We start from the raw sequence: 24,337 nt of genomic DNA, 5'->3' as shown, positions 1-24,337 counted from the left end.
CCGTTCGATCTGACTCTCTAGTAAGTTACTCATCAGTCAGTTACCGTGTCAACGCACGGCGCACCGCCGGGCTGCTGCGGAAAGCCGTCCCCGTACTGGCCGACCGGATCCTGCCCCGGCTGGATCACCGCATCGAGGGATCACGACGCCCGTTCAGCCGCCCTGGACTCCTGCGCCCGCACGCGGATTCACGGACCTGGGCGTGGGCGCACTACGGCGTCTTCGTGCCACGGCTGCCAGCGCCGTTGCGCTACCTCAACACCATGACCTTCATCGGCGCCACCGGCACGGTGTGCTTCGACAACGACCACCTCGCCCGGCCGGACGCCCGCCGCACCGCCACGGTCCTGTCCTCGACCGCCGCGCCAGGACACCATCATTACCGCGCCTACGACACCCGGACGGATTGCCGGTTCGCCGCAGACGGGTCGCGTCTGGCCTGGGGCGAGGATCTGGTCATCGAGGCGGACCTTCGCGCGGACGCCGATCTACGACCATCTCAGCCTGCTAGCGACCAGTCGCGGGACCGTCACCGACGGAGCCGAGCGTGTCGAGGTCGATGGTCTCTGCACCGTCGAATACGCGCGATGCGTTACACCGCAAGCACTCTTCCGCAACCCGGTGTCGCCACGCTGGAAGCTGCCGGTCGTCTGGCGCACGTGCGCACTCTGGGCGGTTCGGCGACGGTGTTCCAGGACGTCTCGGTCGAAGTGACTCCCCGCGAGGAGCCCGAGATCGACCCGCAGGGACGCGCGATGCGTGTTCCGCGAGCATTCCGCTGGACCGTGCGGGACGGCGACGAGGAGGTCGCCGTACTCGACGGGACCGTGGACACGCCGCTGCGCTATGGGCACGGGCGCGGTTACGTGGGCGCCTACTCGTTCGAGGCCGCGTTCAGGAGCCGGGCGGTTTCGGGGACCGGGTATTTCGAGTGGGTGGACTGCGAAGACCGCTAACGTGCGTCTTCGTGACGGCCGCTCCCAAGACACTCCCCCTGATCTACCTCGACGTCGATGGCCCGCTCATCCCGTTCGGTCTCAGGCCGTCCCACTACCGGTCGTTCGCACCGTCGCCGCGAGACGACGAGAACCCGCTCCTCGGCCGGCTCGACCCTTCGCACGGGTCGAGGCTGCGAGCCCTTCCCGGCGAACTCGTCTGGGCCACGACCTGGCTGCAGGACGCCAACGACTCGCTCTCTCCCAGGCTCGGCCTGCCCCGCCTGCCGGTCGTGGACTGGCCGGAGCCCTCCGACAGCGACGAGTTCGACGCCCGTATCGGCCTGCACTGGAAGACCCGCCCGCTCCTGGACCATGCCCAGGGCCGCCCGTTCGCCTGGATCGACGACGAGATTTCCGACGTCGACCGCGACTGGGTTTCCGGCCTGCACACCGGTCCGGCACTGCTGTACCGCGTCGATCCTCAGCGCGGCCTGACCGGCGCCGACTACCGCGAACTCGACGCGTGGCTGCGGGGATCCCACCGCTCCTGACACACCGGACAGCTCTTCCGCCCACGACCGATTCGACGCCTTCGACGCTTTACAACGTTGTATCAACGATGTAAAAACATCCTGACGGCCAGCCGTGGCCCGGCTCACACCGGTTCCCACCGGCCACGGGGCCGTGGTTTCACGCCTGCACAGGTCCAGTGGGAGGCGCACCTCCGCCGAGGCGGCCGCCCCCCGGAGAAGGGTGTCGAGCAGATGTTGCCAACGTTGTCACCACAACGCCCCCGGAGGCCGAGACGCTTCCGGAAATCCCTGACCGCCGCGGTGGTCGCCCTCACCGCCCTGGCGTCGACGCCGGGGGCCGCGACGGCCGCGGAGAGCGGCTGGAAGATGGGCAAGCCACGCCTGACCACCCCGTGGACGAACCAGGTTTCGCCCACCAACGCGTTGCCCGAGTACCCGCGGCCGCAACTGGTGCGCGAGAACTGGCAGAACCTCAACGGGGTCTGGGAGTTCGCCGGCGCCGCGCCCGGCGAGGTCCCGCCCTTCGGCGAGAAGCTCGCCGAGAAGATCCTGGTCCCCTACCCCACCGAATCGGCACTGTCCGGGATCCAGCGGCACGAGGACTTCATGTGGTACCGGCGCACGTTCACCGTGCCCCGGAACTGGAACGTCGGCAAGGGCAACACCCTGCGGATCAACTTCGGCGCGGTCGACTACAAGGCGAAGGTCTACGTCAACGGCAAGGAGGTCGCCGCGCACCAGGGCGGCTACGGCGCGTTCTCCGCGGACGTCACCTCGGCGCTGAAACCCAAGGGAGAGCAGGAGATCATCGTCGGCGTCGAGGATCGCACCGACGCCACCTGGCAGCCCGTCGGCAAACAGCGCCGGGTCCCCGACCGCGGGATCTTCTACGAAGGCGCGTCGGGAATCTGGCAGACGGTGTGGATGGAACCGGTCGCGGCCAAGCACGTCGGGACGCTCGGCATGGTCCCCGATCTCGAATCCTCCACGCTCAAGCTCACCGTCGACACCGGCGGGAACTCCGGGCTGACCGTCGAGGCCGTGGTCCGCGACGGCCGGAAGGTGGTCAGCCGCAGCAAGGCGTCCGCGGCCGGCACGATCTCCCTGCCGGTGCCCCAGGCGAAACTCTGGTCGCCGGATTCGCCGTTCCTCTACGACCTCGACGTCGAACTGAAGGACGGCCGCCGCACCGTGGACAAGGTGTCGTCCTACTTCGGCATGCGTGAATTCGGCACCGCGAAGGGTGCCGACGGCAAACTCCGGTTCACCCTCAACGGCAAGATCCTCTTCCTCCAGTCCACTTTGGACCAGGGCTACTGGCCGGACGGCATCTACACCGCGCCGACCGACCAGGCGCTGCGCTTCGACCTCGAACAGCACAAGGTCCTCGGCTTCAACACGGTCCGCAAGCACATCAAGACCGAACCCGACCGCTGGTACCACCACGCCGACAAGCTCGGCCTGCTCGTCTGGCAGGACATGCCGTCGATGCGCACCGGCGGCCGCCCGCCCGTCGACGCTCAACGGCAGTTCAAGGCAGAACTGAAGGAATTGGTCGACCAGAAGAAGAACTGGACCTCGATCGTCGGCTATGTGCCGTTCAACGAAGGCTGGGCGGAGTGGTCGCGCGAGGAGACCGGGCAGGTCGCCGAGAGCGTCAAGGCCCAGGACCCGACGCGGCTGGTCAACGCGCACAGCGGGGTCAACTGCTGCGATTCGCTCGGCGACTCGGGCAAGGGCGACGTCCTCGACTGGCATTCCTATCCCGGCCCCGCCAAGCCGATGCCCGACGCCAAGCGGATCTCGATCGACGGCGAACACGGCGGCTACGGCCTCGAAGTCCAGGACCACATGTGGTTCGGTGAAGGCCACGCCTACGAAATGGTGAAGGACCAGGCGACCCTGAACAGCCGCTACGTCCAGAACCAGCGCGACGTGCTCGCGGCCGCGCAGAGCTGCGGTATCAGCGGCTCGATCTACACGCAGATCACCGACGTCGAGCACGAGGTCAACGGCTTCTTCACCTACGACAGGCAGGTGAAGAAGATGGACTTCGCGCAGGTGCGCGCGGTCAACCAGGCGATCATCCGCAATGCCGACGGCAGCGGTTCGGGCGCTCCCGACCCCGGCCCCGGCACTCCGGGGATCGACGGCGTGCACGCCTACAAGTTCGACGAGCGCACCGGTTCCAGCGCCAAGGACTCCGTCGGCACCGCGCACGCCACGCTGACCAACGCGCAGTGGGCGGGCGGCGTCGAAGGCGGCGCGCTGGCCTTCGACGGCAACGGGCAGGCCGACACCGGGGCGAACCTCGTCAACACGGCGGGCAGCTACTCGGTTTCGGCGTGGGCGAAGCTGGATGAGGCGAGCGGCGCGTTCCAGACCGTCGTCAGCCAGGACACCGGCCGCGACAGCGCCTTCTTCCTGCAGTACTCCGGGCAGGACCAACGGTGGGCGATGAGCTTCGTCGGCCTCCGCGCCCTGTCGCCGGAGAAGCCGGAAGTCGGCCGCTGGTACCACCTGACCGGCGTTCGCGACGCCAAGGCGGGCACGTTGTCGCTGTACGTCGACGGCGCGAAGGTCGCCTCGCAGAACGCCTGCTCGGCCGCCCCGAGCACCGGGCACACGGTGATCGGCCGCGGCCAGTACGGCGGTCAGCAGGTCGACTTCCTGCGTGGCGCGGTGGACGACGTCCGGCTCTACGACCGGCCGCTGTCCGACGCCGAGGTCGCGACGCTCGCGAAGCGCGACTGAGCCCGAGCACGCGGCGCCGGGTCACTCCCGGCGCCGCGTGTCCGTCATTCGCATTCACAAAAGCGCGGGCGCTGAGGCGTACACCACAACCTCCACATAGTAGGACTTCCTACTTTTAGGGTGGCTTGGTGAATGACGTCCAGTTCCTCGTCGAGAGCGGAATCGGCCGGATCACGCTGAACCGGCCGCGTGCGCTGAACTCGCTGAACCACGGCATGGTCCTCGCCATGCTCGACCACCTCGAAACGTGGCGCACCGACCCGTGTGTCCGTGCCGTGCTGATCGACGGCGCGGGCGATCGCGGGCTCTGCGCCGGCGGTGACATCCGCGCCATCTACGAGGACGCGCGCGACGGCGGCACCGCGTCGTTGCCGTTCTGGGCCGACGAATACCGCCTCAACCTCCTGATCTCGCGCTACCCCAAGCCGTATCTCGCCCTCATGGACGGGCTGGTGATGGGCGGCGGTGTCGGCGTCTCCGCGCACGGCAGCCACCGGATCGTCACCGAGCGCTCGCGCGTCGGCATGCCCGAGACCGGTATCGGTTTCGTCCCGGACGTCGGCGGCACATATCTGTTGTCGCGGACTCCCGGCGAACTCGGGACGCACATCGCGCTCACCGCCGGGGCGATCTCCGGGCCCGACGCGATCCACTGTGGACTCGCCGACCATTTCGTATCCAGCGAAAGGATCCCGGACCTGCTCGACGCGCTCACGTCGCGTCCCACGGACGCCGCGCTGGCACTGATCGCCGAACCGGCGCCGCCGAGCGCGCTGGCCGGGGACGCCGCCTGGATCGACCACTGCTACGCGGCGGACACCGTCGAAGAGATCCTGGCCCGGCTCCACGCCGCGGGTGACGCGGCGGCCACCGCCGCGAAGGAGATCGAGGCGAAGTCACCGACCGCACTGAAGGTGACCCTGCGGGCGCTCCGGTCGGCGGCGACGATGCCCGATCTGGAAACCGTGCTGGCACAGGAATACCGGATCTCGGCCCATGCACTCTCAACCGCCGAGTTCGCCGAAGGCATCCGAGCGCAGATCATCGACAAGGACCGCGCTCCGAAGTGGTCACCCGCCACTCTGTCCGAAGTGGACGACAGGATCGTCGACGCCTACTTCTCCTGACCGGTGATCGCCCGGTAGAGCGGCTGCAGCAGGGCGGTGACCGAAGTTCCGTCCACTGTGGCCTTGAGCGGCGGGACCTCGTCGAGCAGTCCCAGGGGATCCCCGGCGGGCGGCCGTCGCCGGTTGGTGACGTCCCCGGCCGGGCCCCAGCCGAAGAAGTCGTCCATCACTTCGTCGAGCCCGGGTGTCCCGTCTTCCGCGGCCGGGCCCGTCACGCGTGCGCCCGCCTGCCGTCCGATCTCTTCGAGCAGCGTCGTGCGGTCGCGCCCGCGGAGCGTGAAGATCGAGAACGGGTCCGCGTCCGCCTCGAGGGCGATCAGGCCCGCGACGAGGTGATCGCACGGGACACGGGTACCGGGACACGTGCAGTCCAGCGACAGTTCCCACGCCGCCTCGGGGAACAGCGGCACCTGCTCGGCGGCGAAGAAGCGATCGATGCCGTCCGGGACCCGTCCGTCGAGCAGGGCGGTCCTCGTGGGCTCGTCCGCCACGACGGCGGCGATGACCGCCGTCCACACCTGTTTGCCGAACGCCGGCAGGCCGATACGGACCTCGTAGAACCGTTGCCTGGTCACCCGCACCCTGGCGACGGTGGCCCCCGGCCCCAGCGTGAGCGTGTCGACCGTGCAGGGCGGCACCAGTCCTTTGTGGACGCCCAGCTCGTCCAGCGCCCGGCGGAATCCGTCAGTCATCGGCCGCCTCCCGGCCGAGCGTGAAGACCTCGCGCAGCGAATCGGTGGACAGTTCGGTGAGCCAGTCCTCCCCGTCGGTGACGACGAGATCGGCCAGCGCCTCCTTCTTGGTGATGACGTCGTCGATCCGTTCCTCGATGGTCCCGGGGCAGACGAACTTCCGCACCTGGACGCTGCGTCGCTGGCCGATGCGGAAGGCGCGGTCGGTGGCCTGCTCCTCGACCGCCGGATTCCACCACCGGTCGAGATGCAGGACGTGGGTGGCGGCGGTGAGGGTCAGTCCCGCTCCCCCGGTCTTCAGCGACGCGAGCAGGATCGACGGACCCTCGCCCGACTGGAAGTGCTCGACGATCGAATCGCGGCGCCGCTGGGACAGCCCGCCGTGCAGGAAGGCGATCTTCACGTTCAGCCGGTGCGACAGATGCGGGACGAGCAGGTGGCCGAACTCGGCGAACTGGGTGAAGCACAGCGCGCGGTCTCCCGAATCCAGGATCTCAGCCAGGAGTTCTTCGAGCCGGTTGACCTTGCCGGAGCGGTGCCCGATCGGCGAACCGTCGTGCAGCAGATGCGCGGGATGGTTGCAGATCTGCTTGAGCTTGGTGATCGCGGCGAGGATGTTGCCGCGCCGTTTGACCCCGGCGCTGTCGGCGATCTTCGTCATCATCTCGTCCACGGTCGCGCGGTACAACGTCACCTGTTCGCGGGTGAGGCGGTATTCCTGCAGGATCTCGATCTTCTCGGGCAGGTCCGCGAGGACGGTGGGGTCGGTTTTGAGGCGCCGCAACAGGAACGGCCGGGTCAGGCGGCGCAGCTCGGTGGCGGCGGCGAGGTCGCCCCGTCGCTCGATGGGCACCTCGAACCGCTCACGGAACTCTTGCCTGCCACCGAGGACGCCCGGGTTGAGCAGATCCGAAAGCGACCACAGGTCGGCGAGCCGGTTCTCCACCGGCGTTCCGGTCAGGGCGACCCGATGCCCGGCGGGGATCCGGCGCAAGGCCTGCGCGGGTCCGGTGTTCTGGTTCTTGACCGCCTGCGCCTCGTCGAGCACGAGCCGGCGCCAGCGGATGCCCGCGAGTTCGTCGGCGTCGCGGGCGGCGGTCGAGTAGGTGGTGACGACGAGATCCACGGCCTCGGTCCGCACGCGGCCGCGGTCGGCGCCGTGATGGAGGTGGACCCGCAACTCCGGGGCGAATTTGGCGGCTTCCCGTTGCCACGTCCCGAGCAGCGACATCGGGCAGACCAGCAGTGTCGGCCGCCTGTCGTCCTGCGCCCTCTCCATCGCTTCGAGCGCGAGCAGCTGGACGGTCTTGCCCAGCCCCATGTCGTCGGCGAGGCAGGCCCCGAGCCCGATCGACGTCATGAACGAAAGCCAGGCGACACCGCGGCTCTGATAGGGCCGCAGCGTCGCCACGAAGGTCGACGGTGGCTCGACCGGTTCGATGGTGCGCTGGACCCGGCCGGCCAGGAAATCGTCGATCCAGCCGTCAGTGGTGACTTCGGTGACCGGCAGCGGCGCTTCGAAACCGCCGCGGAGCAGGGCGAGGAGGTCCGCCGGGGTGGGCAGCGGCGGCTTCTCGCGGTCCGGATCGCGGCGGAGGTACTCGAGGCCCGCGCGCAGCAGTTCGGGGTCCACGCTCACCCACCGGCCGCGCAGCCGCACCAACGACGACTTCGCGGCGGCGAGCCCGGCGAGTTCCTCGTCGGTCAGCGCGTCCTCCCCGACGGCTAGCGCCCAGCGATACGAGGCGAGCTGATGCCGCCCGAGCCGGTGCACGGCGGCCTGGTCGACGGGCGCTCCGCGGACGGACAGCTTGAGCGCGAGCTTCCGCCTGCCGCCCCAGCTCGCCGGGAGCTGGACGTCGAATCCGGCCGCGACCAGCTGTTCCGCGCCGCCGTCGAGGAACTCCACGGTTTCGGCGACGGTGAGGTCGTAGACGCCCGGCTTCTCGGCCTCGACCGCGGGCCCGAGCAGCGGCAGTACCCCGGCGGCGCGCTCCAGCTCGGCGGTGAAGAGACCTTCGGGGTCGGTGAACTTCGCGCCGGCCTTGCCGGACCAGACGTCCTCGGCGGGGAGCAGGAGACTGGGGTCGGCCGCGGAGCGCAGGAGGAAGCGCAGCTGCCACTTGGTCCCGTCGCCGGTCTGGTCGTCCGGATCGTCGGCAGGACCGTGCAGCGTCGGAACCTCGTCGAGCCGGACGCAGACGGTGCCCTCGGTGAGGTCCGTGTCGCCGATCGCGTCCCAGGCGGCGATGCCCTCGGCGACGATCCCCATGCGCCCCGGCGACTGGCCGACCCGGTCGTCGGCACTCTTCAGCGCGTGGAGCCACGACCCGAACGGGCCTTCGCGCCCATCGCTTTCCGTGGCATGCCCGGCGGCCGCGAGCCGGTCGCGGACCGCCGCGTCGACCAGGGTGTGCAGCGCGTCGGTGACGAGCGCCGCCGGATCCGGCCCGGGATGTTCGGCCCGGCCGACCGGAGGGGTGGCCGCGATCAGCGCGCGGACCGCGACCGCGTCACCGCCCCGGGCCACCGGCCGCCAGCGCGCCCGCGCCACGATCTCGTTCCGCACGAGCGTCGGCAGCACCCGGCCGCGGCGGACCAGGTCGTCGGCCAGCCGGACGACGGCGCGGAGATGGCGGACCGACGTGCCGTAGCCGACCGTCTCGGCCAGGTCCTCCAGCTCCGAGGGGTCGATCAGGAGCGCCGGCACCGACCAGGGTTCCAGCGTCGGTTCCGGCTGCGGACGGCCGCGGGCGCCCAGCTCGGGTGAGGCGATCGGGCCGCCGCGCCGCGACGGCAACAGCAGCACGGCCGTCGCGGGCTTGCCGGGATGCAGGGCGGTCAGATCCGCGACCGACGCGGCGAACGGATGCGGCCGGGCCGCGCTCGACGGCCGCATCGACGTCGTGGCCGGGCGGTCGCCGTGCTCACCCCACAGCACGATCCCGCGGCCACGGGACCACAGGCCGTGCACGACGAGTGGCGACATGTTCCCCCTCTCCGCGCCTCTGGTCCCTCCAGCATGCCCGGCACCGATCAGCGGCCGGTCAGCGAGTCGCCGATAGGATCCCTTCGATGGAGGCAGCCGACGTTCTCGACGCGATCGATCCGCGCGAGGCACTGACCGTTCTCGGCCCTTCCAAGGCCAAGAACCGAGGCGGGCACGCCGAGGAAACCGGGACCGCCTGGCCGGAACCGATGCTTCGCGCGCGAGCCGAGATCTTGGCGAAGTCCAAGGTCGAAAGCGGCGGTCTGCGGCCCGCGTGGCTGCGGTACAGCGGGAACTTCTACCGGAACGTCGGCGGTGCGCTGGGCGAGGCCGCCGAGAACGGGCGGACGCTGATCCTCAGCGGCGGCTACGGGATCCTGCGCGCCGACGAGCCGATCTCCTACTACGACCGGAAGCTGCGGCTCAGCGACTGGCCGCCGGGAGCACTCGAAGACGCCGTGCTGGGGGAAGCGCGCCGGATCGGCGCGACGAAAGCGGTCACGTTCGTCTCCGCCAGCGCCGATTACGCGAAACTGGCCCGGCGGATCCCTTGGGACATCGAGGCCTTGCTGGTGACGATCGAGTTCCACGGTGGCGGGGCGCAGGTCGAGGTGCCACGGCGGCTGGCGCAGGCTTTCAGCGCGTGGTGGCGCCGGTCGCCGTCGGACTATCCGGCGGGCATGGTCGTGGAGGAACTGGGCTGACTCACGGCCACTGCGCCTCGGAAAGCACGCGTGCGGCCTTGAGGAACGTCTTGCGGTCGGCAGCCGACAGCCGGCCGAGCAACCGTTCCTCCTGCTCCTGAATCCGGGCTTGGGCCGATCGCCGCGACGCGCGGCCCGCCTCGGTGATCCCCAGCAGCCGGACCCGGCGGTCCTTCGGATCCGGCTCGCGGGTGATCAGCCCGTCCTCCTGGAGGGTGTCGAGGGTGCCGATGATCCGGGTCTTGTCCGCGCCGATCGCCTTGGCGAGGGCGGCCTGCGTGCGGACGGGCCCGTCGTCGAGGGCGCTCAGCACCACGTAGCCCCACATGGTCAACCCGTGCTCGGCCAGCACCGGCGTCTCGGCGTTCATCAGCCGTCGCATCAGCCCGCCGAGCATCGCCGCGAGATCCGGCCTCCCCTGCTCCGCCATGCGCAGACCATACCGACCGAGGTCCGGGAACCGGTTGACGAACTCGTATGCATGTGTAGATGATAGGCATATGCCTATCGATGAACTACGCATGCTCGACGCCGTCGTGACCCGGGCCAGCCTTGACCTCGCCACCAAGATCACCCCGGCGGACCTGGCCAAACCGACCCCGTGCAGCGCCTGGACCCTGCACGGCCTGCTGGCGCACATGGCCACCCAGCACCACGGCTTCGCCGCCGCGGCCGAAGGCGAGAGCCACCTCGACCATTGGCGGCTGCTCCCCCTGGGCGACGACCCCGTCGGCACCTACCGCGCCTCGGTGAACCGGGTGCTGAACGCCTTCGTCCCCCACGACCTCGCCGAGCGGAAATTCGCCCTTCCCGAGTTCTCCACCGAAGTCACCTTCACCGCGGAGCAGGCTCTCGGCTTCCATTTCGTGGACTACCTGGTGCATTCGTGGGACGTGGCCAAGACCCTCGGCCTGCCGATCACGTTCCAGCGAGAGGTCCTCGACGCCGGGCTGCGGTTCGCCGAGGCGATCCCGAACGGGAAGAGCCGGACCACGCCGGGCGCGGCGTTCGCACCGGCCGTCGAGGCGACGGGGCAGTCCGATTTGGACACGATCGTCGCCCTGCTGGGCCGTTCCCCGTCGTGGCCGGATCAGGTGGCCGCGGCGTGACGCGCGGCCTCGAGAATCCGGGCGGTGACGAGGCCGGGCTTCTCCAGCGACAACCCATGAGTGGTCTTGGGCACGACCTTGACCTCGATATGCGGGTTCAGTGATGCGAGCCGGGCCGCCACCGCGCGAGCGTCGTGGATGACGCTGCGTTCGCCGACGACGATCCGGGTGGGCACGTCGATCGCCGCCAGCTCGTCGTCACTGAACAGGTGCATCTCAGGGAGCTGCTGCTTGTACTTGAGCGCGGCGAAGAGCAGCGGCCGCACGGTGTGCCGCACGTCCGGATCACCCGACGCCACCAACCGCAGGAGCCACCTGGGCAGGAACCAGCGGAAGATCTCGCGCAGGCTCCACCAGATGAAGCTCCGGCCGATCACGCCGAACCCAGCCGCTTCGATGGCGACGACACCCGCGATCCGGGCGGTGGACCGCGTCGCGAGGTTCAGCGCCAGCCAGCCGCCTCGCGAAACACCGGCGAGATAGACCTTTTCGTGGGCCGTTTCCGCGAGAACGCCTTCGACGACCTCGGTGAGCCAGTCCGCGCAGTCTTCCGCGGACTCGATCGGCGCGGTCTGGATCGACCGCCCGGGCTCGCCGAGGGAGTCGACGGCGTAGACCCGGTGCCGGACGGCGAGTTCGGCGATATGCGGATACCAGGACAGCGACGTGCCCATCCCGCCGGAAAGCAGCACGATCGGCGGGCCGTCCGCCGGCCCGCACCCACGGACCCGCGTCGGGCCGAATCTCGTTTCGATGTCCAATTCCACGGCGGGAACCGGCCACTTCCGCAGAATTTCGTCGTAGACGGCGAAGAAGCGCTCTTCGGCCTTCTTGTCGGTGAACTCCCCCAGCATCGGACCTCCTCCGAGTTTTATAGTGCACTTGCACCATAACAGCGGGTGGCCATTCCAGCCAGTCCCCACCGGCATGGCAGAGTGACCGCGTGCCGAAACGTGTGGACCACCAAGAGCGCAGGCGCGAGATCGCGGAAGCGCTCTTCCGGATCGCCGCCACCCAAGGCCTGCAGGCGGTCACGCTGCGTGCGGTGGCCGCGGAGGCGGGCATCTCGATGAACCTGGTCCAGTACTACTTCCCGACCAAGGAGGAGATGCTGCGCTTCTCCTGGCAGCGGATCGTGGAGCTGACCGCGGAGCACGCCGGGAAGACCATCGGCGAGGCGATGAAGACCGGTGACGAGCGCACCATCGTGCGCGCCTACCTGACCGCGGTGCTGCCGGACGGCGACCGCGCCCGCATGCTCTCCGCCGTCCAGATCGCGTATTTCGCCGTCGACGTCACACGCGGCAGCCAGGATCCCGACCAGGAACCGCTTCTGCCCCACCTGGTCCACGCGATCACCGAACTGCTCCGGGCGGCCCAGGAGAAAGGCGACGTTTCCGCGCACCTCGATCCCCGGCTCGAGGCGGACTCCCTCGCGACGATGTCCGCCGGCCTCGTCACGGCGATCATGGTCGACGCCTACACGGCCGAGCGTGCTTCGGAGATCGTCGACTACCGGCTGGACGGGGTGTTCAGCGGCGCTCGATGAGCGCCTCGATGCCGTCCAGGATGCGACTGAGACCGAACTCGATGTCCGCTTCCTCGATGCCTTCTTCGCCGTACGCCTCACCGGAAATCACGGCGGCGACGCGCAGATAGCCCCGCGCTTCGAGACGCGGCCCCAGAAACGAGCCCAGAGCCCGGACCTGATCAGGAGGGCTCGCGTTCACGTCCCGGAGCAACGACGCGGTACTGCGAACCCATCCGTCGACCAATACCGCGCAGCCCGTGACGTCCTGGGTGCTCAGCCCTGAGTCCGCCATCCCCTCAAGGAAATTTTCCAGCCAGCCCAGGAGATTCGGCGTGCTGGGCGCACTCCGCACCGGCAGGTCGATCAGCCACGGATGACGGCGGCAGCGTTCAAGGAGCGCGCGGGCCCAGGCGGTGACCGCGACGCGCCAATCACCGGACGACGGTTCCGGCGGCGGCCCCCAGGCCGCTTCGGCCACGAGGACGAGCAGTTCCTCTTTGGAGCTCAGATACCGGTAAAGCGCGTTCGCGGTGACGCCGAGCCGTTTGGCGATCGAAGGCATGGACAGCGCCGCATAGCCCTCCGCGTCGGCCTGCGCGATGGCCGCGTCGACGATCTGCTCGAGGCTGTATCCCGGTTTCGGCCCGCGCCGGGGCGCCGGGGCATGTCCCCAGGCCAGCGCCGTACCCGGCGGCAGCAACTCGATCTTGACGTCGTCCATCGGGGCATTGTTGCACCCGAAACCGGTAAAGGCATACACTGTTCATGACATACACAGTTACGTCACGAACCGGGGGATCGACCATGACCGAACCGACCAGGCGGAACGTGCTCCGCGGCGCGGCCGCGCTCGCCATCGGTGGAGCCGCCGCGAGCATCGGGAGCAGCGGATCCGCTTTCGCCGCGCAAGCTCCGGCGAAACCGCGCTACCCGTTCCTCGAAGGCGCGTTCGCGCCGGTCACGGAGGAGGTGACCGCGTTCGGCCTGCCGGTCACCGGCCGCATTCCGAGCGATCTTTGCGGGCGATACCTGCGCACCGGACCGAACGTTCTCGGTCTCGAAGATCCGCGCGCGCACCACTGGATGCTGGGTGAGGGCATGGTGCACGGCGTCCGGCTGCGCGACGGGAAGGCCGAGTGGTACCGCAACCGCTGGGTCCGTTCGTCCGGGGTCGCGGCGAAGCTCGGCGAGCGGTACCCGTGGCCGGTGCCCGCCGAGGACTTCGCACCGAACACGCACGTGATGTCCCATCACGGCCGCATCCTCGCCCTGCAGGAATCCGGCGCCCCGCCGTACGAACTCGACGGCGAGCTGAACACGTTGGGGCCGTTCGATTTCAGCGGTTCACTGGAGGGCTCCTACACCGCGCACACCAAGTTCGACGCCCGCGCCGACGAGCTGCACGCGGTGACCTATCACCCGACCTGGGACCACGTGCGGCACCTGATGGTCGACCGGACCGGCCGCGTGGTGCGGACCACCCGCATCCCGGTCACCGACAGCCCGATGATGCACGACTTCGGGCTCACCGAGAACTACGTGGTCGTCTTCGACGTGCCGGTCACCTTCGATCCGCAGCCGGGCAAGGTCGTGCCCTACAAGTGGAACACGGATCACCCGGCCCGGGTCGGGGTGATGAAACGCGACGGTGGCCCGGTCCGCTGGTTCGGGGTGGATCCGGTGTTCTACTCCCATACGCTCAACGCGTACGAGCAGGGCTCCACGGTGGTGGTCGACCTGACCACGATGCCCGCTCCGTTCGAGGTGGCAGGCAAGCAGGGCTTCGGTGGTCCGTCGGCGTCGGGCCCGCCGGTGCTGGAGCGCTGGACGATCGATCTCGCGCAGGGGCGGGTCCGGCGCCGCGTTCTCGACGACCGGCCGCAGGAGTTCCCGCGGGTCAACGAAAGCCTGGTGTCGCGACGGCACCGATATGGCTACTCGGCCTCCCCCGGCGAATTGTTCGACGTCTACCTGGACAAGCCGTCCGGCTCCTTCGGCAACGCGCTGATCAAGCACGACCTGCGGAACGGGCGCTCTGAGGTGCACCGTTTCGGCCGGGGTGCCGACGCGAGCGAAGCGGTGTTCGTGCCGTCCTCCCGCGGCAAGGCCGAGGACGACGGCTACGCCCTCGCCTACGTCAACAACCCCGACCGCAACGCGTCGGACCTGGTGATCCTCGCGGCGCAGGACTTCACCGCGAAGCCCTTGGCACGTATCCATCTGCCCAGGCCGGTACCGCTGGGCTTCCACGGAAGCTGGGTCGCCGACTGACCGATCGGGCTGTCGCCGGGAACCCCGGCGACAGCCCCTCTGTTCACACTCCTGTGAGCACCTCCTCCAACGCGGCGGCGGAGTCCGGATACCGCTCGAGCAACGCCAAACCGGTGGGTGCGGTGCTCCCCCACGGCTCGTCGCAGCCCAGCAGACCCGCCACCGCGTCACACGCCGCCGGATGGGCCGCCAGCAGGGCGAGGCCGCCGCCCTTGGCCTTCCTCGTCACCGCGACGCGTTCCGGCTGGTCCTTCCAGGGCGGAACCCATTCGTCGAGCGCCGCGAGCCGTCCCGGGAAGATGCGACCGGCTTCCCTCACGAGCAGCGGCACCAGCTCGGCTCCCCGGGACCGCAGGGTGGTGATCAACGTCGGCAACCATGGCAACAGCAACCGGTCCGGAAGCTCGGCGAAGGCGTTCGACACCGCCTCGACGACGAAGTCGGCCAGCCCGGGCGCCGGCTCCAACGCGTGCACGAACCCGCTCAGGTAGCGCGGATAAGCGGGCAGCACCATCGGGTTCGCCAGCAGGTCGGCGCACCGCTCCCGCAGTTCCGCGCGGGAGAGACGACCGAGCTGCACCTGCGCGGCCCACAGCAACGCCACCTTCGACGGCTCCTGCGGATGCGATCCGACGATCGCCAGCTCCAGCTGCGTGCGGTCGCACCCCAGTGACAAAGCGAGCGACTCCATGCTGAACAGGAAGCCCAGCATCGCGGCGACCTGCTCGACACCGGCTTCCTCGTCGGCGAAGGCCGCCGGGAGCAGGGTGCAGTAGTGCGCGTACCCCGTCCTGACGAACTCCTCGATCCACCGAGGCAGCACCGGCTCACTGGTCCGGTAGTGCGCAAGCAGCCTCCGCACCCGCCGCAACACTTCCGGAGCGCCGTCGACGGTGCGTTCGGTGGCCAGCACTTCCAGAGCACGCGTCCCCAGCTCTCCTGCGAGCCGGGCGCTACGCAGGTAAAGCGTCGCGTCTTCGACCGCTCCGAGCACCTTCGCTGCGGTGGCCTGCGGATGGTAGGCAGCGCGCCGAAGCCGTTGCTCCAGCACCTGCTCGACGCTGACCCCCTCGTAGCCCAGCTCGATGAGGGCGCGCTGGTGGGTGCCCAGCGCCAGATCCCACGATTCCTGGATCGGCCGCTCGCCGAGCCGCCGCTCGCCCATGATCGGCCTCGCCGCACCGCGCGGCATCAGGTAGCGCAGCATCCACAGCAGATCGGAGCAGGGTTCCAGCTCCGGCCTCGACGCGATGTCGAGCAACGCCCGCTGCACACCTCGTTGCTGCAGCTTGAGGTCCAGCGGCTCCAGCCTGTCGTGCACGTCGCGCGCCAAGGGTGGCAACGCGTCGTACCCGACCTGGCCGATCCGGTCGCCGCCCATCATGATCTCGACGAGGCGGCGTACGTCGCGCCTGCCTGGCACGACGTCCTTCTCGATGCAGGTGACCGCCGCGTCCTGGAAGTCATACGGTGTCGGTTTGGCTCGGTCACGCACGCCCGCCAGCAGGATCGAGGTCTCGAAGACCGCGATGGCGTCGGCCGTCGAGGCCAGGTACCCGTTCCGGCGTGCCGCCCGCACGATCTCGACCGACCACCCCAGCAGCTCGGCCTCGTCCAGCCGGTCGAGCACCGGAGGTCGTTGCAGGAAGCCGGAAAGCTGGTCCGATGGGTCCACTGCCACCGGATCCGGCGTCGGCGCGGGCAGCTCCGCGGCCTTCTTCCGCTTCGGCGCGCCCACCTGCCCTTCCAGCTGGAACTGCTTCACCTTGGTGCGCTTGAGGTTCTTGGCCCACTCGGTCGCCGCGATCGACACCGATCCCCCGGCCAGCCCGAACTGCGCCTCGATCGAGGCGTGGCTCGACGGGATCAGCCCGTACTGCCAGGTGCTCTCGCTGCGCGGGCTGATCACGAACCCGTCCGTACCTTCGACGCCGAACTCCGCGACCCGGCTGGCCGCGTGGAAGGCGCCGCAGATGTAGAGGCACTCCGCCGGATCCGCCCCCGACGCGGCGAGGTGTTCGCGCATGCGGGTCCACATGTAGCGCTCACGGTCCTCGTCGACCCGCACGTGCCGGGTGTCCCCCGGCGCGAGCCGGCGGAACAGGCTGCCGATCAGGAACATGACCTGGCGATAGGTGTCGTGGTCGCTGTCACCGAGCGGCAGCTCGACGTACTGGTGCCACCACTCCGACCAGTGCCGCACCCGCCCGTGCCGCAGCAGGTGTTCCTCGAGTTCGGCGAACCGCGGCCGCAGATCACCGATCTCGACGCCGACCGCGTCACCGTGCAGCGCGGCCTCTTCCTCGGCGGGCTGCGCGTCCGGGTCGGCGGACGGCTCAGGCTCACGTTCGTTCCATTGGAAGACGTGGTCCGCCGACCGGTCGACGAGGACGAGCTCGACGCCCGGGGTGTCCAGGGCGTACGCGATCGCCTGGTATTCCGCCGAAGCCTCGGTGATCGGCGCGACCACGGACAAGGGTGCCCACTCCGCGGGGAATCCCTTCACCTCCGTCGCGAACGCCTGCACCGCCACGGGCAGACGGCAGTTGCGCAGTTCGGTCAGCAACGGCGCCATGTCCTCGCACAGTTCGAGGTAGACCACCTTCGGCTGTTTCTCCCGCAACCGCCGTGCCATCGCCACGGCCGAAGCCGGGGAATGGTGGCAGACCGGGAAGATCTCCAACGGCTCGCGCACCGCGCGGTCGACGTCGTCGACGAGTCCGAGCAGGATGCCCTCCAGTGCGCCGGGCCCGTCGGCGAAGGCGGCCGCGGCCTCCTGCAACTGGCCGCGCAACGCCTCGAAGGCGCCGCTCACGAGAGGGTGGCGATCGCGTCGCGGCCGCCGTCGAGGAACTCCGGCCAGTCCCCGCCCTCGTCCTTGCTGCGCGGCTCGACGACGCCGTGCAGATACTTGTTGAGGATCGCCAGATCCTCCGGCTCACGACGGGCGAGCGAACCGACCAGCGAGGAGGCCAGTGTGCGGGCGGTCAGCTCGCGTTCCCCGAAGAAGTTGCTGTGCAGCACCGCGTCTTCGAGCACGCCGATCTGCTCGGCCGTGGACAACGCCGACTCCAGCTTCTCGTCGTCGCTGCCCGCCGACGCCGCCGCGGCGCGAAGGTCGCCGAAGCTGCGGAGCAGCACGTCGAGGAGCGTCGGCGGCACGTCCAGTTCGATCTGGTGGCGGCGCAGCAGTTCCTCGGTGCGGAAGCGGACGATCTCCGCCTCGCTCTTCTTGTTCGTCACCACCGGGATGCGGACGAAGTTGAAGCGGCGCTTGAGCGCGGACGACAGGTCGTTGACCCCGCGGTCGCGGCTGTTGGCGGTGGCGATCACGGAGAATCCCGGCTTGGCGAAGACGATGCCGTCGCTGTCCAGCTCCGGCACCGAGATGTACTTCTCCGACAGGATCGAGATCAGCGCGTCCTGCACGTCGCTGGTGGACCGGGTCAGCTCCTCGAACCGGCCGATCGAGCCCGCCTCCATCGCCGTCATGATCGGCGACGGGATCATCGACTCGCGGGACTGGCCCTTCGCGATGACCATCGAGACGTTCCACGAGTACTTGATGTGGTCCTCGGTGGTGCCGGCGGTCCCCTGCACGACGAGGGTGGAGTTGCGGGAGATCGCGGCGGCCAGCAGCTCGGCGAGCCAGCTCTTGCCGGTGCCCGGGTCTCCGATCAGCAGGAGCCCGCGGTCCGAGGCGAGCGTGACGATGGCCCGCTCCACGATGCTCCGGTCGCCGAACCATTTCTGCGAGATCTCACGGTCGAGGCCGTCGGCGCGCTCGGAACCCAGGATGAACAGGCGCAGCATCTTCGGGGACAGACGCCAGGCGAACGGCTTGGGGTTCTCGTCGACGGATTCCAGCCAGTCCAGCTCTTCGGCGTACTTGATCTCGGCGGGGGCGCGCAACAGGTCGGACATGTCTTGCCTTTCGGGGAGTTCAGGAGGTGAGGAAAGTCTTGAGTTCGTGAACGAGTTTGGTGATGTGGCCGGAGATCACGGGCGTGCCGAGATCCTTGAAGCGCTCGCGGAACCAGGGATTGACGCTGCCCCGTCCGGCGCTGGTGACCGAACCGACCGGGATGAACTTCGCTCCGGACCGGTGGATCGCGGCCATGCTCTCGAAGAGCTGCTCGACGCGGGTCTCGTAGAAGTCGGAGATCCACACCACCACGGTGTTCGCGGGCTCGGCGATCTTCGGCTGGGTCAGTCCCATCGCGACCATGCCGTCGTTGCCGCCGCCCAGGTTCGTGCGCAGCAGCGTTTCGAAGGGATCGTGGACCCACGGGGTGAGGTCGAGCGCCTGCGTGTCGTAGGCGATCAGGTGAACGTCCACTTTGGGCAATCCGGCGAAGATCGATGCCAGCACGGCGCAGTTGACCATCGAGTCCACCATGGAACCGGACTGGTCGACGACCGCGATGAGCCGCTGTGGCGTGGTCTTCTTCGCGGTCTGCTTGTAGTACAGGCGATCGACGTAGAGCCGTTCCTCGTCCGGGCTCCAGTTGGTGAGGTTCTTCCAGATGGTGCGATCGAGGTCGAGGTTGCGGAACACGCGCTTCGGCGGGACCGAACGATCCACCTTGCCCGTCGAGGCCTTCTCGACCTGGGTCCGCAGGACCTCCGCGATCTCGTCGACGTAACGCCGGATGAGCGACTTGGCGTTGGCCAACGCCACTCCCGACAGATTGTCCTTGTCCCGCAACAACTGTTCGATGAGGGACATACTCGGGCTCAGCTTCGCCGCGAGCGCGGGATCGGCGAGGACCTCGCGCAGATGCATCCGCTTCACGAGGTCAGCCTCGATGTCACCGAGGTCCGGGCCGATCGCCGGGAGCAGGGTGCTCAGATCGGGTGTGCCGCCCCCTCCTGTGCCGCCGAGCCCGGTCGGGGCGCCACCGGGACGACCGCCGCGCAGTTCGCCCGGACGGCAGCCCAGTGCGCGCTCAAGCCAGCCCGCGTCGGACTGCCAGCAGGAGAGTCGGCCGGCGGTCACCGTGTGCGGCGGCTGAGCGAAGACGTTCAGCAGCACCTTCGTCACGAGTGCAGCGCGCCTAACCTCCGCCGCCTTGTCCCGGCTGTCCTCGGTTTCGGGGACCATCAGCCCGTCGAACTCGGCGGCCAGCTCCGGATGACGCTGGACGACCGAGTCGACCGCGACGTTCGGATCCAGCAGCGCCGACGGCAAGCCGATGTCCTCGACGACGGCCACACTCGCCGATTCGAGCGTGGCCTGCTCCTCGGTGTCGAAGAGCCGGGCGAGCAGCCGCCAATACAGAACCTGGCGGCGGTTGTCCTCGGGTTCGGTCATTTCCGCAACAGCCTTCCGGCACGCTCGCGCAGTACGGCCGCGGCGTCGGTGGCCGCCTTCTCGGCTTTCACCCCGGCCTTGTCCGTGGTGCCGCCGGCCCAGGCTCCGGCGTGCACGGCGGTGGTCTTCTTGCGCACGGTGGTCTCGACGGCGAGCGGCTGGAGACGGTATCCGCCGTCCCACCGGATCAGGCCGAGGCACGCGCTGGAACTCGCGACGGCCTTCGGTGTCAGCGGACCGGCGGCCGGGATGCGGTCCGTCTCGACGAAGAGCCGATTCCCGGCGAAGGTGAACGTGACCTCGTCCTCGTCGCCCTCGATGTCGTAACCCTCGAGGAAGACGGGGACGGCGATCCGTACCGGATGCCGGTCCAGTGGCGCGACCACCGAAGTGACGGCCTTCGGCAGAACGACGCGTGCCGTCGAGAACGCGTCGGCGGGCTCGCCGAGGCGGGCGTGCTCGTCCTGCCAGAGCAGGTCGCCCTCGGCGGTGACCGGCATGTCGGTGAGGTCCATGGAGCGGCCCTCGCTGATCGCCGTGAGCAGGGAGAGATGCGGGCGCAGCAACTGCCAGATCCCGGCGCCGATGATCGTGTCCGGCTTGGGCACGGTCACGTTCGCACGCACGAGACGGGGAGCCGTGCCGTCTTCGGGTTCGACCACGGCGTGGACCTGGGCCTGCGCGGCCGTCGAGTGTTCCAGCAGGTCGACGCCGAGCGGCAGCAAGCGGCCGGTAACTGTGCCGCTCTCCGGCGCCGCCCCGGGCAAGGTGAGAACCATCGCGCGCGACCACAGGTCGCCCCAGCGCCGGACGGGGACACGGTCCAACGCCGCACCAGGGCACGACGCCGCGAGCTCGGCCGCGAAACCGTCGAGCAGGACGGCCAACCGTCGCAGGCTCGGTTCGGCGAGCAGCGCCGAAATCACCTGCGCCGAGCCCGAGACGAGGTCGTGATCGATGCCCTGCCAGCCCGCTCGGGCCAGATCGGCGAGCCAGGACCGAGCGGCCGCGAGGAGATTCGGCGACTCCGTCTCGGAAACCTGCCGGGCCGAGTCCTCGTCCTGCGGCCGGCCAGTCGCTTCGACAAGGCGCGCGAAGACCGCGTCGTGCACGGAGCCGAACACCGCGATCCTCGCCGCCGCGAGGGAAACGAAGTGCTCCTCCCCTGCCGCACCGGCCGCGGTCTTCTCGGCAGCCTCCGCGACGCGCGCCGCCAACGGCGACCCGGCGACGGCATCGGCGAGCTCGGTCAGGCCGGCGACCTTCTGAGGACGAAGCAACCCGGCGACGAGCACATCGTCGAAGGCGTCGACGACCGCCAGTGCCTCGTCGAGGCCGGCGATGGGATCGGTGAGCAGATCGACGCGCATCAGACCACCGCCCTGGTCGAGGGGAACCACTGAAGCTCCGGCACCGGCGCCGTGGACGCTTCGAATTCGAGGTATGCCAAGTGCCGCAGGAATTGGCTGAACACCGAAGCCGCGGCGGTGCTGTCACCTTGCGACGGCCGTGTCGCGCTCATGGTCTGCGAAATGGCCTGCGCCGTCGGCTCGGGAACCTCGACGCGCAGGTATCGTGCCACCCGCTCGGCTCCGTATTGAAGGGTGGATTCGTTGATCAGGGCGAGAATGTGGTTGCAGAACATCCCCCGCGCCCCGCCACACGGCCGGTTGTTGTTGGTACTGCAGGAGAATTCGTACGTGTTCGCCGCGACCGACGAGACGTACACCCGCCCGATGTCCGATCCGCTGGACACCACGCCCTGCACCCGTCCGTCGGCCAGTTCGACGAACGGGACCTTCGCGAGCTTGCGCGGGCGGGCGGGTGGCAACACCCGGGCCGTGCTCGCTCTTTCCCAGTCTGACAACGCATCTTCTCCTTGCGGGGGTGCCTCGGTGGGGACTGGGATGAACCTAGCGGGAGGCACCGACAGTTTTGATCACATCCGGAGTTTTGCGAGCTGAACGGCCAGATCTGCGAGGCCGTCGGCATGGAAGTCGAACCGGTCCGTCTCGGACGGCGGGTCACCGACGGGCCTGGCGACGTAGGCGGTCCGGAGACCGACGCTCTGCGCTCCCCTCAGGTCCCATGCGTGGGTGGCGACCATCAGCAGCCGCTCCGGCTTCGTTTCGGCCAGGTCGACGGCCAGATCGTAGACCGCCGGGTCGGGCTTGTAGGTCTGCGCGTCCTCGGCGGAGAGCGCTTGATGCCACCGGAGGCCGGCGTGGGCGTTGATCCGGAGGAGGCTCGTCCGGCTGGCGTTCGAGAGTCCGATCAGCGTGTGATGCTCAGCGAGCTTCGCCAGTCCTTCGACGGAGTCGGGCCACGGCGGGAGCTTCGGCATTACGTCCGTCTTGGTGGCGGCCTGAGCGGCTTCGCGCTCGAGAACGTCGCTCGGGACGTACGGCCGCTCCCCCGCCAGGATGCGCCGCTGCTCGGTCTCGACATGGCCCTGCCACAGCCTGACCAGCTCGTCGGCGTCGGCATCCGGCGCGGCCTCCCGGATCCCGGACGGCTCGTCGACGAGCGTGCCGAGTATGTCGAACACCAACGCGTCGATCTCCACGGTGAACCTCCCAGTAAGGGTTAAAGTGTCGGTTAACCGCGAACGTACGAGAGGTCAGTAAGGGATGCAAGTAGCGTTAGACGATTACGTCTGGGCGGCGGGCGTCGCGACCGATCTGGTCAACACAGCGCCGGAGGTGTGGCACGGCGAAGACAAGCTGCCCGACCTGGACTCTCTTGCCGCCTTCGCTGAGCTGCACTCGATACCCGCGAACACGCGGCCCAGTGACCTGCGCGCCGTTCACCGGCTGCGCGCCACAGTGCGCGATCTGATCGACCATCCGACCCGGGACCGCCTCGTCACCGGCGCGACCGCGCTCACCTCGTCGATCGGTGACGTCTCCCTCGATGCCACCTCAGGACGCGCTCGATGGACCGTTTCGCTCCGACAGGGCGCGACCATCGCCGACGCGCTTTCCTTGATCTGCGGTGTCGGGATACTCGGCGTCGTCCAGTCCCTCGACGCGACCCGGTTCCGCGCCTGTGGCGCGCCGACTTGCCAAGGTGTCTTCATCGACACGACGCGTCCCGGACGGCGGCGCTATTGCATGCCAGGACTCTGCGGGAACCGCGTCAACGTGGCGAATCACCGGGCGCGTAAGGCGTCCGTGGCGCCCACCCCGAAACTGTTCGAGATCGAACGAGCCGTGGCACCGACCCTTGACGACGGGCTCGACGACTGGGTCCTGGTCGACACCCTGATCTGGAACGCCATCCAGGTCATCCCCAAGGACAGCGACCGCTTCGCGGGATTCTTCGCCGCCGTGCTCGACTACCTGCTCCGGGAAGGCCTGATGATCGTGGGGGACATCGGCGACACGGGGTTTGAGCCGTGGACGTCGTCCATCGACGACACTGTGGAGCGGATCATCCGCGACTGCCAGGCAGTCGATTGGTCACCTCGGGGGAGCCTGTGCTGGCTGTCGAACACCCCGAAAGGAGACCAGCGGGCCCGATGAGCGTCATGTGGTGCGCCATTGGATCGAGATGGATCATCACCGGCCATCCGTCATCGCAGCCGGCCGCTCCTGATCACTCGTCAGGCTGACTCCGTTTGTGTCGCGGCCCGTGTGGCACTGGACTGGTCACACATATCCAGTCTCCAAAGGTCGGAAGGACATGATCATGTTCGGCTGCTCACGCCGTAGGCTGGCCGGGGTGCTGATTTCCACGGCCGCGGCTGTCTTGTCGGCCTGCCCGGTCGTCTCCGCGGCGCCGTCCGCGGTCGGTGTGGCGCAGCAGCCGGCGGTGAACGGCGGCGATGCGATGTACACGGTCTCGCCGGGGCCCGGCCGTGAACCGTACTATTGCTCAGCGGGGTTCGCGATCCTCGTCAAGGATGTCCGGTACATCCTCACGGCCGGGCACTGCACCGAACACGGGCTGGACTGGCAAGATATCGGCCCCAGCGTGGACACCCATTTCCCGGTGACCGATTACGGCCGTGTCCGGGACCTTTCCGGCTCAGGGCACAGCCGGGTCAACCTCTACGACGGCAGCACCCAGCGGATCCTGCGCGCGGGCACTCCACAGGTGGGGCAACGGGTGTGCAAAAGCGGCATGACCACGAAGAAGACGTGCGGGAAGGTCCTCGGTCTCAACCAGACCGTGAACTTCGGCGGTGGCAAGCAGGTTGTCGGGACGATCGCCACCGACATCCCCATCGGGATCGGCGACAGCGGCGGCCCGCTGTTCTACGCCGGCATCGGCTACGGAGTGCTGTCCGGCGGGAACAGCCAAGTCAGCTTCTTCCAGCCACTACGCTCCGTGCTCACTGCCTACGGCGCCACCCTCGCCTGAGGCACGATCA

At 68.9% G+C, this 24,337-nt stretch carries 21 protein-coding genes; 10 read left to right on the top strand and 11 right to left on the bottom strand.

Features of this window, described 5'->3' with window-relative positions:
- Positions 1-224 precede the first annotated feature (224 nt).
- From ACSMFO_RS00430 to ACSMFO_RS00415, 4 genes are all read left to right on the top strand, one after another.
- On the top strand, positions 225-956 hold the full coding sequence (locus ACSMFO_RS00430; RefSeq protein ID WP_436456265.1) for a DUF6670 family protein: 732 nt from the start codon (positions 225-227) through the stop codon (positions 954-956).
- Positions 957-967: 11 nt separating this feature from the next.
- A complete protein-coding gene (locus ACSMFO_RS00425; protein WP_436456264.1) occupies positions 968-1,489 on the top strand; it encodes an HAD domain-containing protein in 522 nt (173 codons plus the stop codon).
- 213 nt (positions 1,490-1,702) lie between these two features.
- On the top strand, positions 1,703-4,225 hold the full coding sequence (locus ACSMFO_RS00420; protein ID WP_436456263.1) for a LamG-like jellyroll fold domain-containing protein: 2,523 nt from the start codon (positions 1,703-1,705) through the stop codon (positions 4,223-4,225).
- Between the two features lie 128 nt (positions 4,226-4,353).
- Complete coding sequence (locus ACSMFO_RS00415; RefSeq protein WP_436456261.1) at positions 4,354-5,352, top strand: enoyl-CoA hydratase/isomerase family protein; 999 nt, start codon at positions 4,354-4,356, stop codon at positions 5,350-5,352.
- Here the strand turns inward: ACSMFO_RS00415 and ACSMFO_RS00410 are convergent.
- Positions 5,340-6,044, bottom strand: a complete 705-nt coding sequence (locus ACSMFO_RS00410; RefSeq protein WP_436456259.1) for a hypothetical protein — start codon at positions 6,042-6,044, stop codon at positions 5,340-5,342. The genes ACSMFO_RS00415 and ACSMFO_RS00410 overlap by 13 nt on opposite strands.
- The gene (locus tag ACSMFO_RS00405; protein WP_436456258.1) at positions 6,037-9,033 is read right to left on the bottom strand and encodes a DEAD/DEAH box helicase; all 2,997 of its coding nucleotides are present in this window, start codon (positions 9,031-9,033) and stop codon (positions 6,037-6,039) included. The genes ACSMFO_RS00410 and ACSMFO_RS00405 overlap by 8 nt, the downstream gene beginning before the upstream one ends.
- 86 nt (positions 9,034-9,119) lie before the next feature.
- Between ACSMFO_RS00405 and ACSMFO_RS00400 the strand changes: the two genes are divergently transcribed.
- Positions 9,120-9,737: a hypothetical protein gene (locus tag ACSMFO_RS00400; protein ID WP_436456256.1), complete on the top strand. Its 618-nt coding sequence runs from the start codon at positions 9,120-9,122 to the stop codon at positions 9,735-9,737.
- Position 9,738: 1 nt separating this feature from the next.
- Here ACSMFO_RS00400 and ACSMFO_RS00395 read toward each other — a convergent pair whose 3' ends face one another.
- The gene (locus ACSMFO_RS00395; RefSeq protein WP_436456255.1) at positions 9,739-10,167 is read right to left on the bottom strand and encodes a MarR family winged helix-turn-helix transcriptional regulator; all 429 of its coding nucleotides are present in this window, start codon (positions 10,165-10,167) and stop codon (positions 9,739-9,741) included.
- 70 nt (positions 10,168-10,237) lie between these two features.
- Between ACSMFO_RS00395 and ACSMFO_RS00390 the strand changes: the two genes are divergently transcribed.
- A complete protein-coding gene (locus ACSMFO_RS00390) occupies positions 10,238-10,846 on the top strand; it encodes a TIGR03086 family metal-binding protein (protein ID WP_436456254.1) in 609 nt (202 codons plus the stop codon).
- Here ACSMFO_RS00390 and ACSMFO_RS00385 read toward each other — a convergent pair.
- Positions 10,828-11,700: an alpha/beta fold hydrolase gene (locus ACSMFO_RS00385; RefSeq protein ID WP_436456253.1), complete on the bottom strand. Its 873-nt coding sequence runs from the start codon at positions 11,698-11,700 to the stop codon at positions 10,828-10,830. The genes ACSMFO_RS00390 and ACSMFO_RS00385 overlap by 19 nt on opposite strands.
- Positions 11,701-11,789: 89 nt before the next feature.
- On the opposite strand from ACSMFO_RS00385, the gene ACSMFO_RS00380 reads away from it, so the two are divergent.
- Positions 11,790-12,395 (top strand): TetR/AcrR family transcriptional regulator, encoded by a 606-nt coding sequence (locus ACSMFO_RS00380; protein ID WP_436456252.1) that lies wholly within the window; start codon positions 11,790-11,792, stop codon positions 12,393-12,395.
- Here ACSMFO_RS00380 and ACSMFO_RS00375 read toward each other — a convergent pair.
- Positions 12,379-13,098, bottom strand: a complete 720-nt coding sequence (locus tag ACSMFO_RS00375; protein ID WP_436456250.1) for a TetR/AcrR family transcriptional regulator — start codon at positions 13,096-13,098, stop codon at positions 12,379-12,381. The two genes, ACSMFO_RS00380 and ACSMFO_RS00375, sit on opposite strands and share 17 nt — an antisense overlap.
- Positions 13,099-13,181: 83 nt before the next feature.
- On the opposite strand from ACSMFO_RS00375, the gene ACSMFO_RS00370 reads away from it, so the two are divergent.
- Entirely contained in the window at positions 13,182-14,648 is a 1,467-nt protein-coding gene (locus ACSMFO_RS00370) for a carotenoid oxygenase family protein (RefSeq protein ID WP_436456249.1), read from the top strand.
- A 43-nt stretch (positions 14,649-14,691) separates the two neighbouring features.
- Here ACSMFO_RS00370 and ACSMFO_RS00365 read toward each other — a convergent pair whose 3' ends face one another.
- The 6 genes from ACSMFO_RS00365 to ACSMFO_RS00340 form a co-directional block, all read right to left on the bottom strand.
- Entirely contained in the window at positions 14,692-17,463 is a 2,772-nt protein-coding gene (locus tag ACSMFO_RS00365; protein WP_436456247.1) for a hypothetical protein, read from the bottom strand.
- Complete coding sequence (locus ACSMFO_RS00360; protein ID WP_436456246.1) at positions 17,460-18,572, bottom strand: ATP-binding protein; 1,113 nt, start codon at positions 18,570-18,572, stop codon at positions 17,460-17,462. The genes ACSMFO_RS00365 and ACSMFO_RS00360 overlap by 4 nt, the downstream gene beginning before the upstream one ends.
- A gap of 19 nt (positions 18,573-18,591) precedes the next feature.
- Positions 18,592-19,962 (bottom strand): vWA domain-containing protein, encoded by a 1,371-nt coding sequence (locus ACSMFO_RS00355; RefSeq protein WP_436456245.1) that lies wholly within the window; start codon positions 19,960-19,962, stop codon positions 18,592-18,594.
- Positions 19,959-21,332, bottom strand: a complete 1,374-nt coding sequence (locus tag ACSMFO_RS00350; RefSeq protein WP_436456244.1) for a hypothetical protein — start codon at positions 21,330-21,332, stop codon at positions 19,959-19,961. The genes ACSMFO_RS00355 and ACSMFO_RS00350 overlap by 4 nt, the downstream gene beginning before the upstream one ends.
- Entirely contained in the window at positions 21,332-21,829 is a 498-nt protein-coding gene (locus ACSMFO_RS00345; RefSeq protein WP_436456243.1) for a hypothetical protein, read from the bottom strand. Before ACSMFO_RS00345 ends, ACSMFO_RS00350 begins: the two co-directional genes overlap by 1 nt.
- Positions 21,830-21,901: 72 nt before the next feature.
- Entirely contained in the window at positions 21,902-22,528 is a 627-nt protein-coding gene (locus ACSMFO_RS00340) for a haloacid dehalogenase type II (protein WP_436456242.1), read from the bottom strand.
- Between the two features lie 64 nt (positions 22,529-22,592).
- Between ACSMFO_RS00340 and ACSMFO_RS00335 the strand changes: the two genes are divergently transcribed.
- Complete coding sequence (locus tag ACSMFO_RS00335) at positions 22,593-23,486, top strand: CGNR zinc finger domain-containing protein (protein ID WP_436456241.1); 894 nt, start codon at positions 22,593-22,595, stop codon at positions 23,484-23,486.
- Between the two features lie 199 nt (positions 23,487-23,685).
- Positions 23,686-24,327, top strand: a complete 642-nt coding sequence (locus ACSMFO_RS00330) for a S1 family peptidase (protein ID WP_436456239.1) — start codon at positions 23,686-23,688, stop codon at positions 24,325-24,327.
- Positions 24,328-24,337 lie beyond the last annotated feature (10 nt).

The organism is Amycolatopsis sp. w19, from assembly GCF_051373225.1.
GTDB classification, from domain to species: domain Bacteria; phylum Actinomycetota; class Actinomycetes; order Mycobacteriales; family Pseudonocardiaceae; genus Amycolatopsis; species Amycolatopsis japonica.
The sequence above is the reverse complement of the archived record's forward strand: the minus strand, read 5'-3'. Positions and strand labels throughout refer to the sequence as shown.

Excerpts from the sequence above, each read along its gene's own strand:
- ACSMFO_RS00335 (WP_436456241.1), top strand. The coding sequence starts at position 22,593 with ATGCAAGTAGCGTTAGACGATTACGTCTGGGCGGCGGGCGTCGCGACC.
- ACSMFO_RS00370 (WP_436456249.1), top strand. The coding sequence starts at position 13,182 with ATGACCGAACCGACCAGGCGGAACGTGCTCCGCGGCGCGGCCGCGCTC.
- ACSMFO_RS00410 (WP_436456259.1), bottom strand. The coding sequence starts at position 6,044 with ATGACTGACGGATTCCGCCGGGCGCTGGACGAGCTGGGCGTCCACAAA.
- ACSMFO_RS00375 (WP_436456250.1), bottom strand. The coding sequence starts at position 13,098 with ATGGACGACGTCAAGATCGAGTTGCTGCCGCCGGGTACGGCGCTGGCC.
- ACSMFO_RS00385 (WP_436456253.1), bottom strand. The coding sequence starts at position 11,700 with ATGCTGGGGGAGTTCACCGACAAGAAGGCCGAAGAGCGCTTCTTCGCC.
- ACSMFO_RS00405 (WP_436456258.1), bottom strand. The coding sequence starts at position 9,033 with ATGTCGCCACTCGTCGTGCACGGCCTGTGGTCCCGTGGCCGCGGGATC.
- ACSMFO_RS00395 (WP_436456255.1), bottom strand. The coding sequence starts at position 10,167 with ATGGCGGAGCAGGGGAGGCCGGATCTCGCGGCGATGCTCGGCGGGCTG.
- ACSMFO_RS00400 (WP_436456256.1), top strand. The coding sequence starts at position 9,120 with ATGGAGGCAGCCGACGTTCTCGACGCGATCGATCCGCGCGAGGCACTG.
- ACSMFO_RS00390 (WP_436456254.1), top strand. The coding sequence starts at position 10,238 with ATGCCTATCGATGAACTACGCATGCTCGACGCCGTCGTGACCCGGGCC.
- ACSMFO_RS00355 (WP_436456245.1), bottom strand. The coding sequence starts at position 19,962 with ATGACCGAACCCGAGGACAACCGCCGCCAGGTTCTGTATTGGCGGCTG.
- ACSMFO_RS00350 (WP_436456244.1), bottom strand. The coding sequence starts at position 21,332 with ATGCGCGTCGATCTGCTCACCGATCCCATCGCCGGCCTCGACGAGGCA.
- ACSMFO_RS00420 (WP_436456263.1), top strand. The coding sequence starts at position 1,703 with ATGTTGCCAACGTTGTCACCACAACGCCCCCGGAGGCCGAGACGCTTC.
- ACSMFO_RS00360 (WP_436456246.1), bottom strand. The coding sequence starts at position 18,572 with ATGTCCGACCTGTTGCGCGCCCCCGCCGAGATCAAGTACGCCGAAGAG.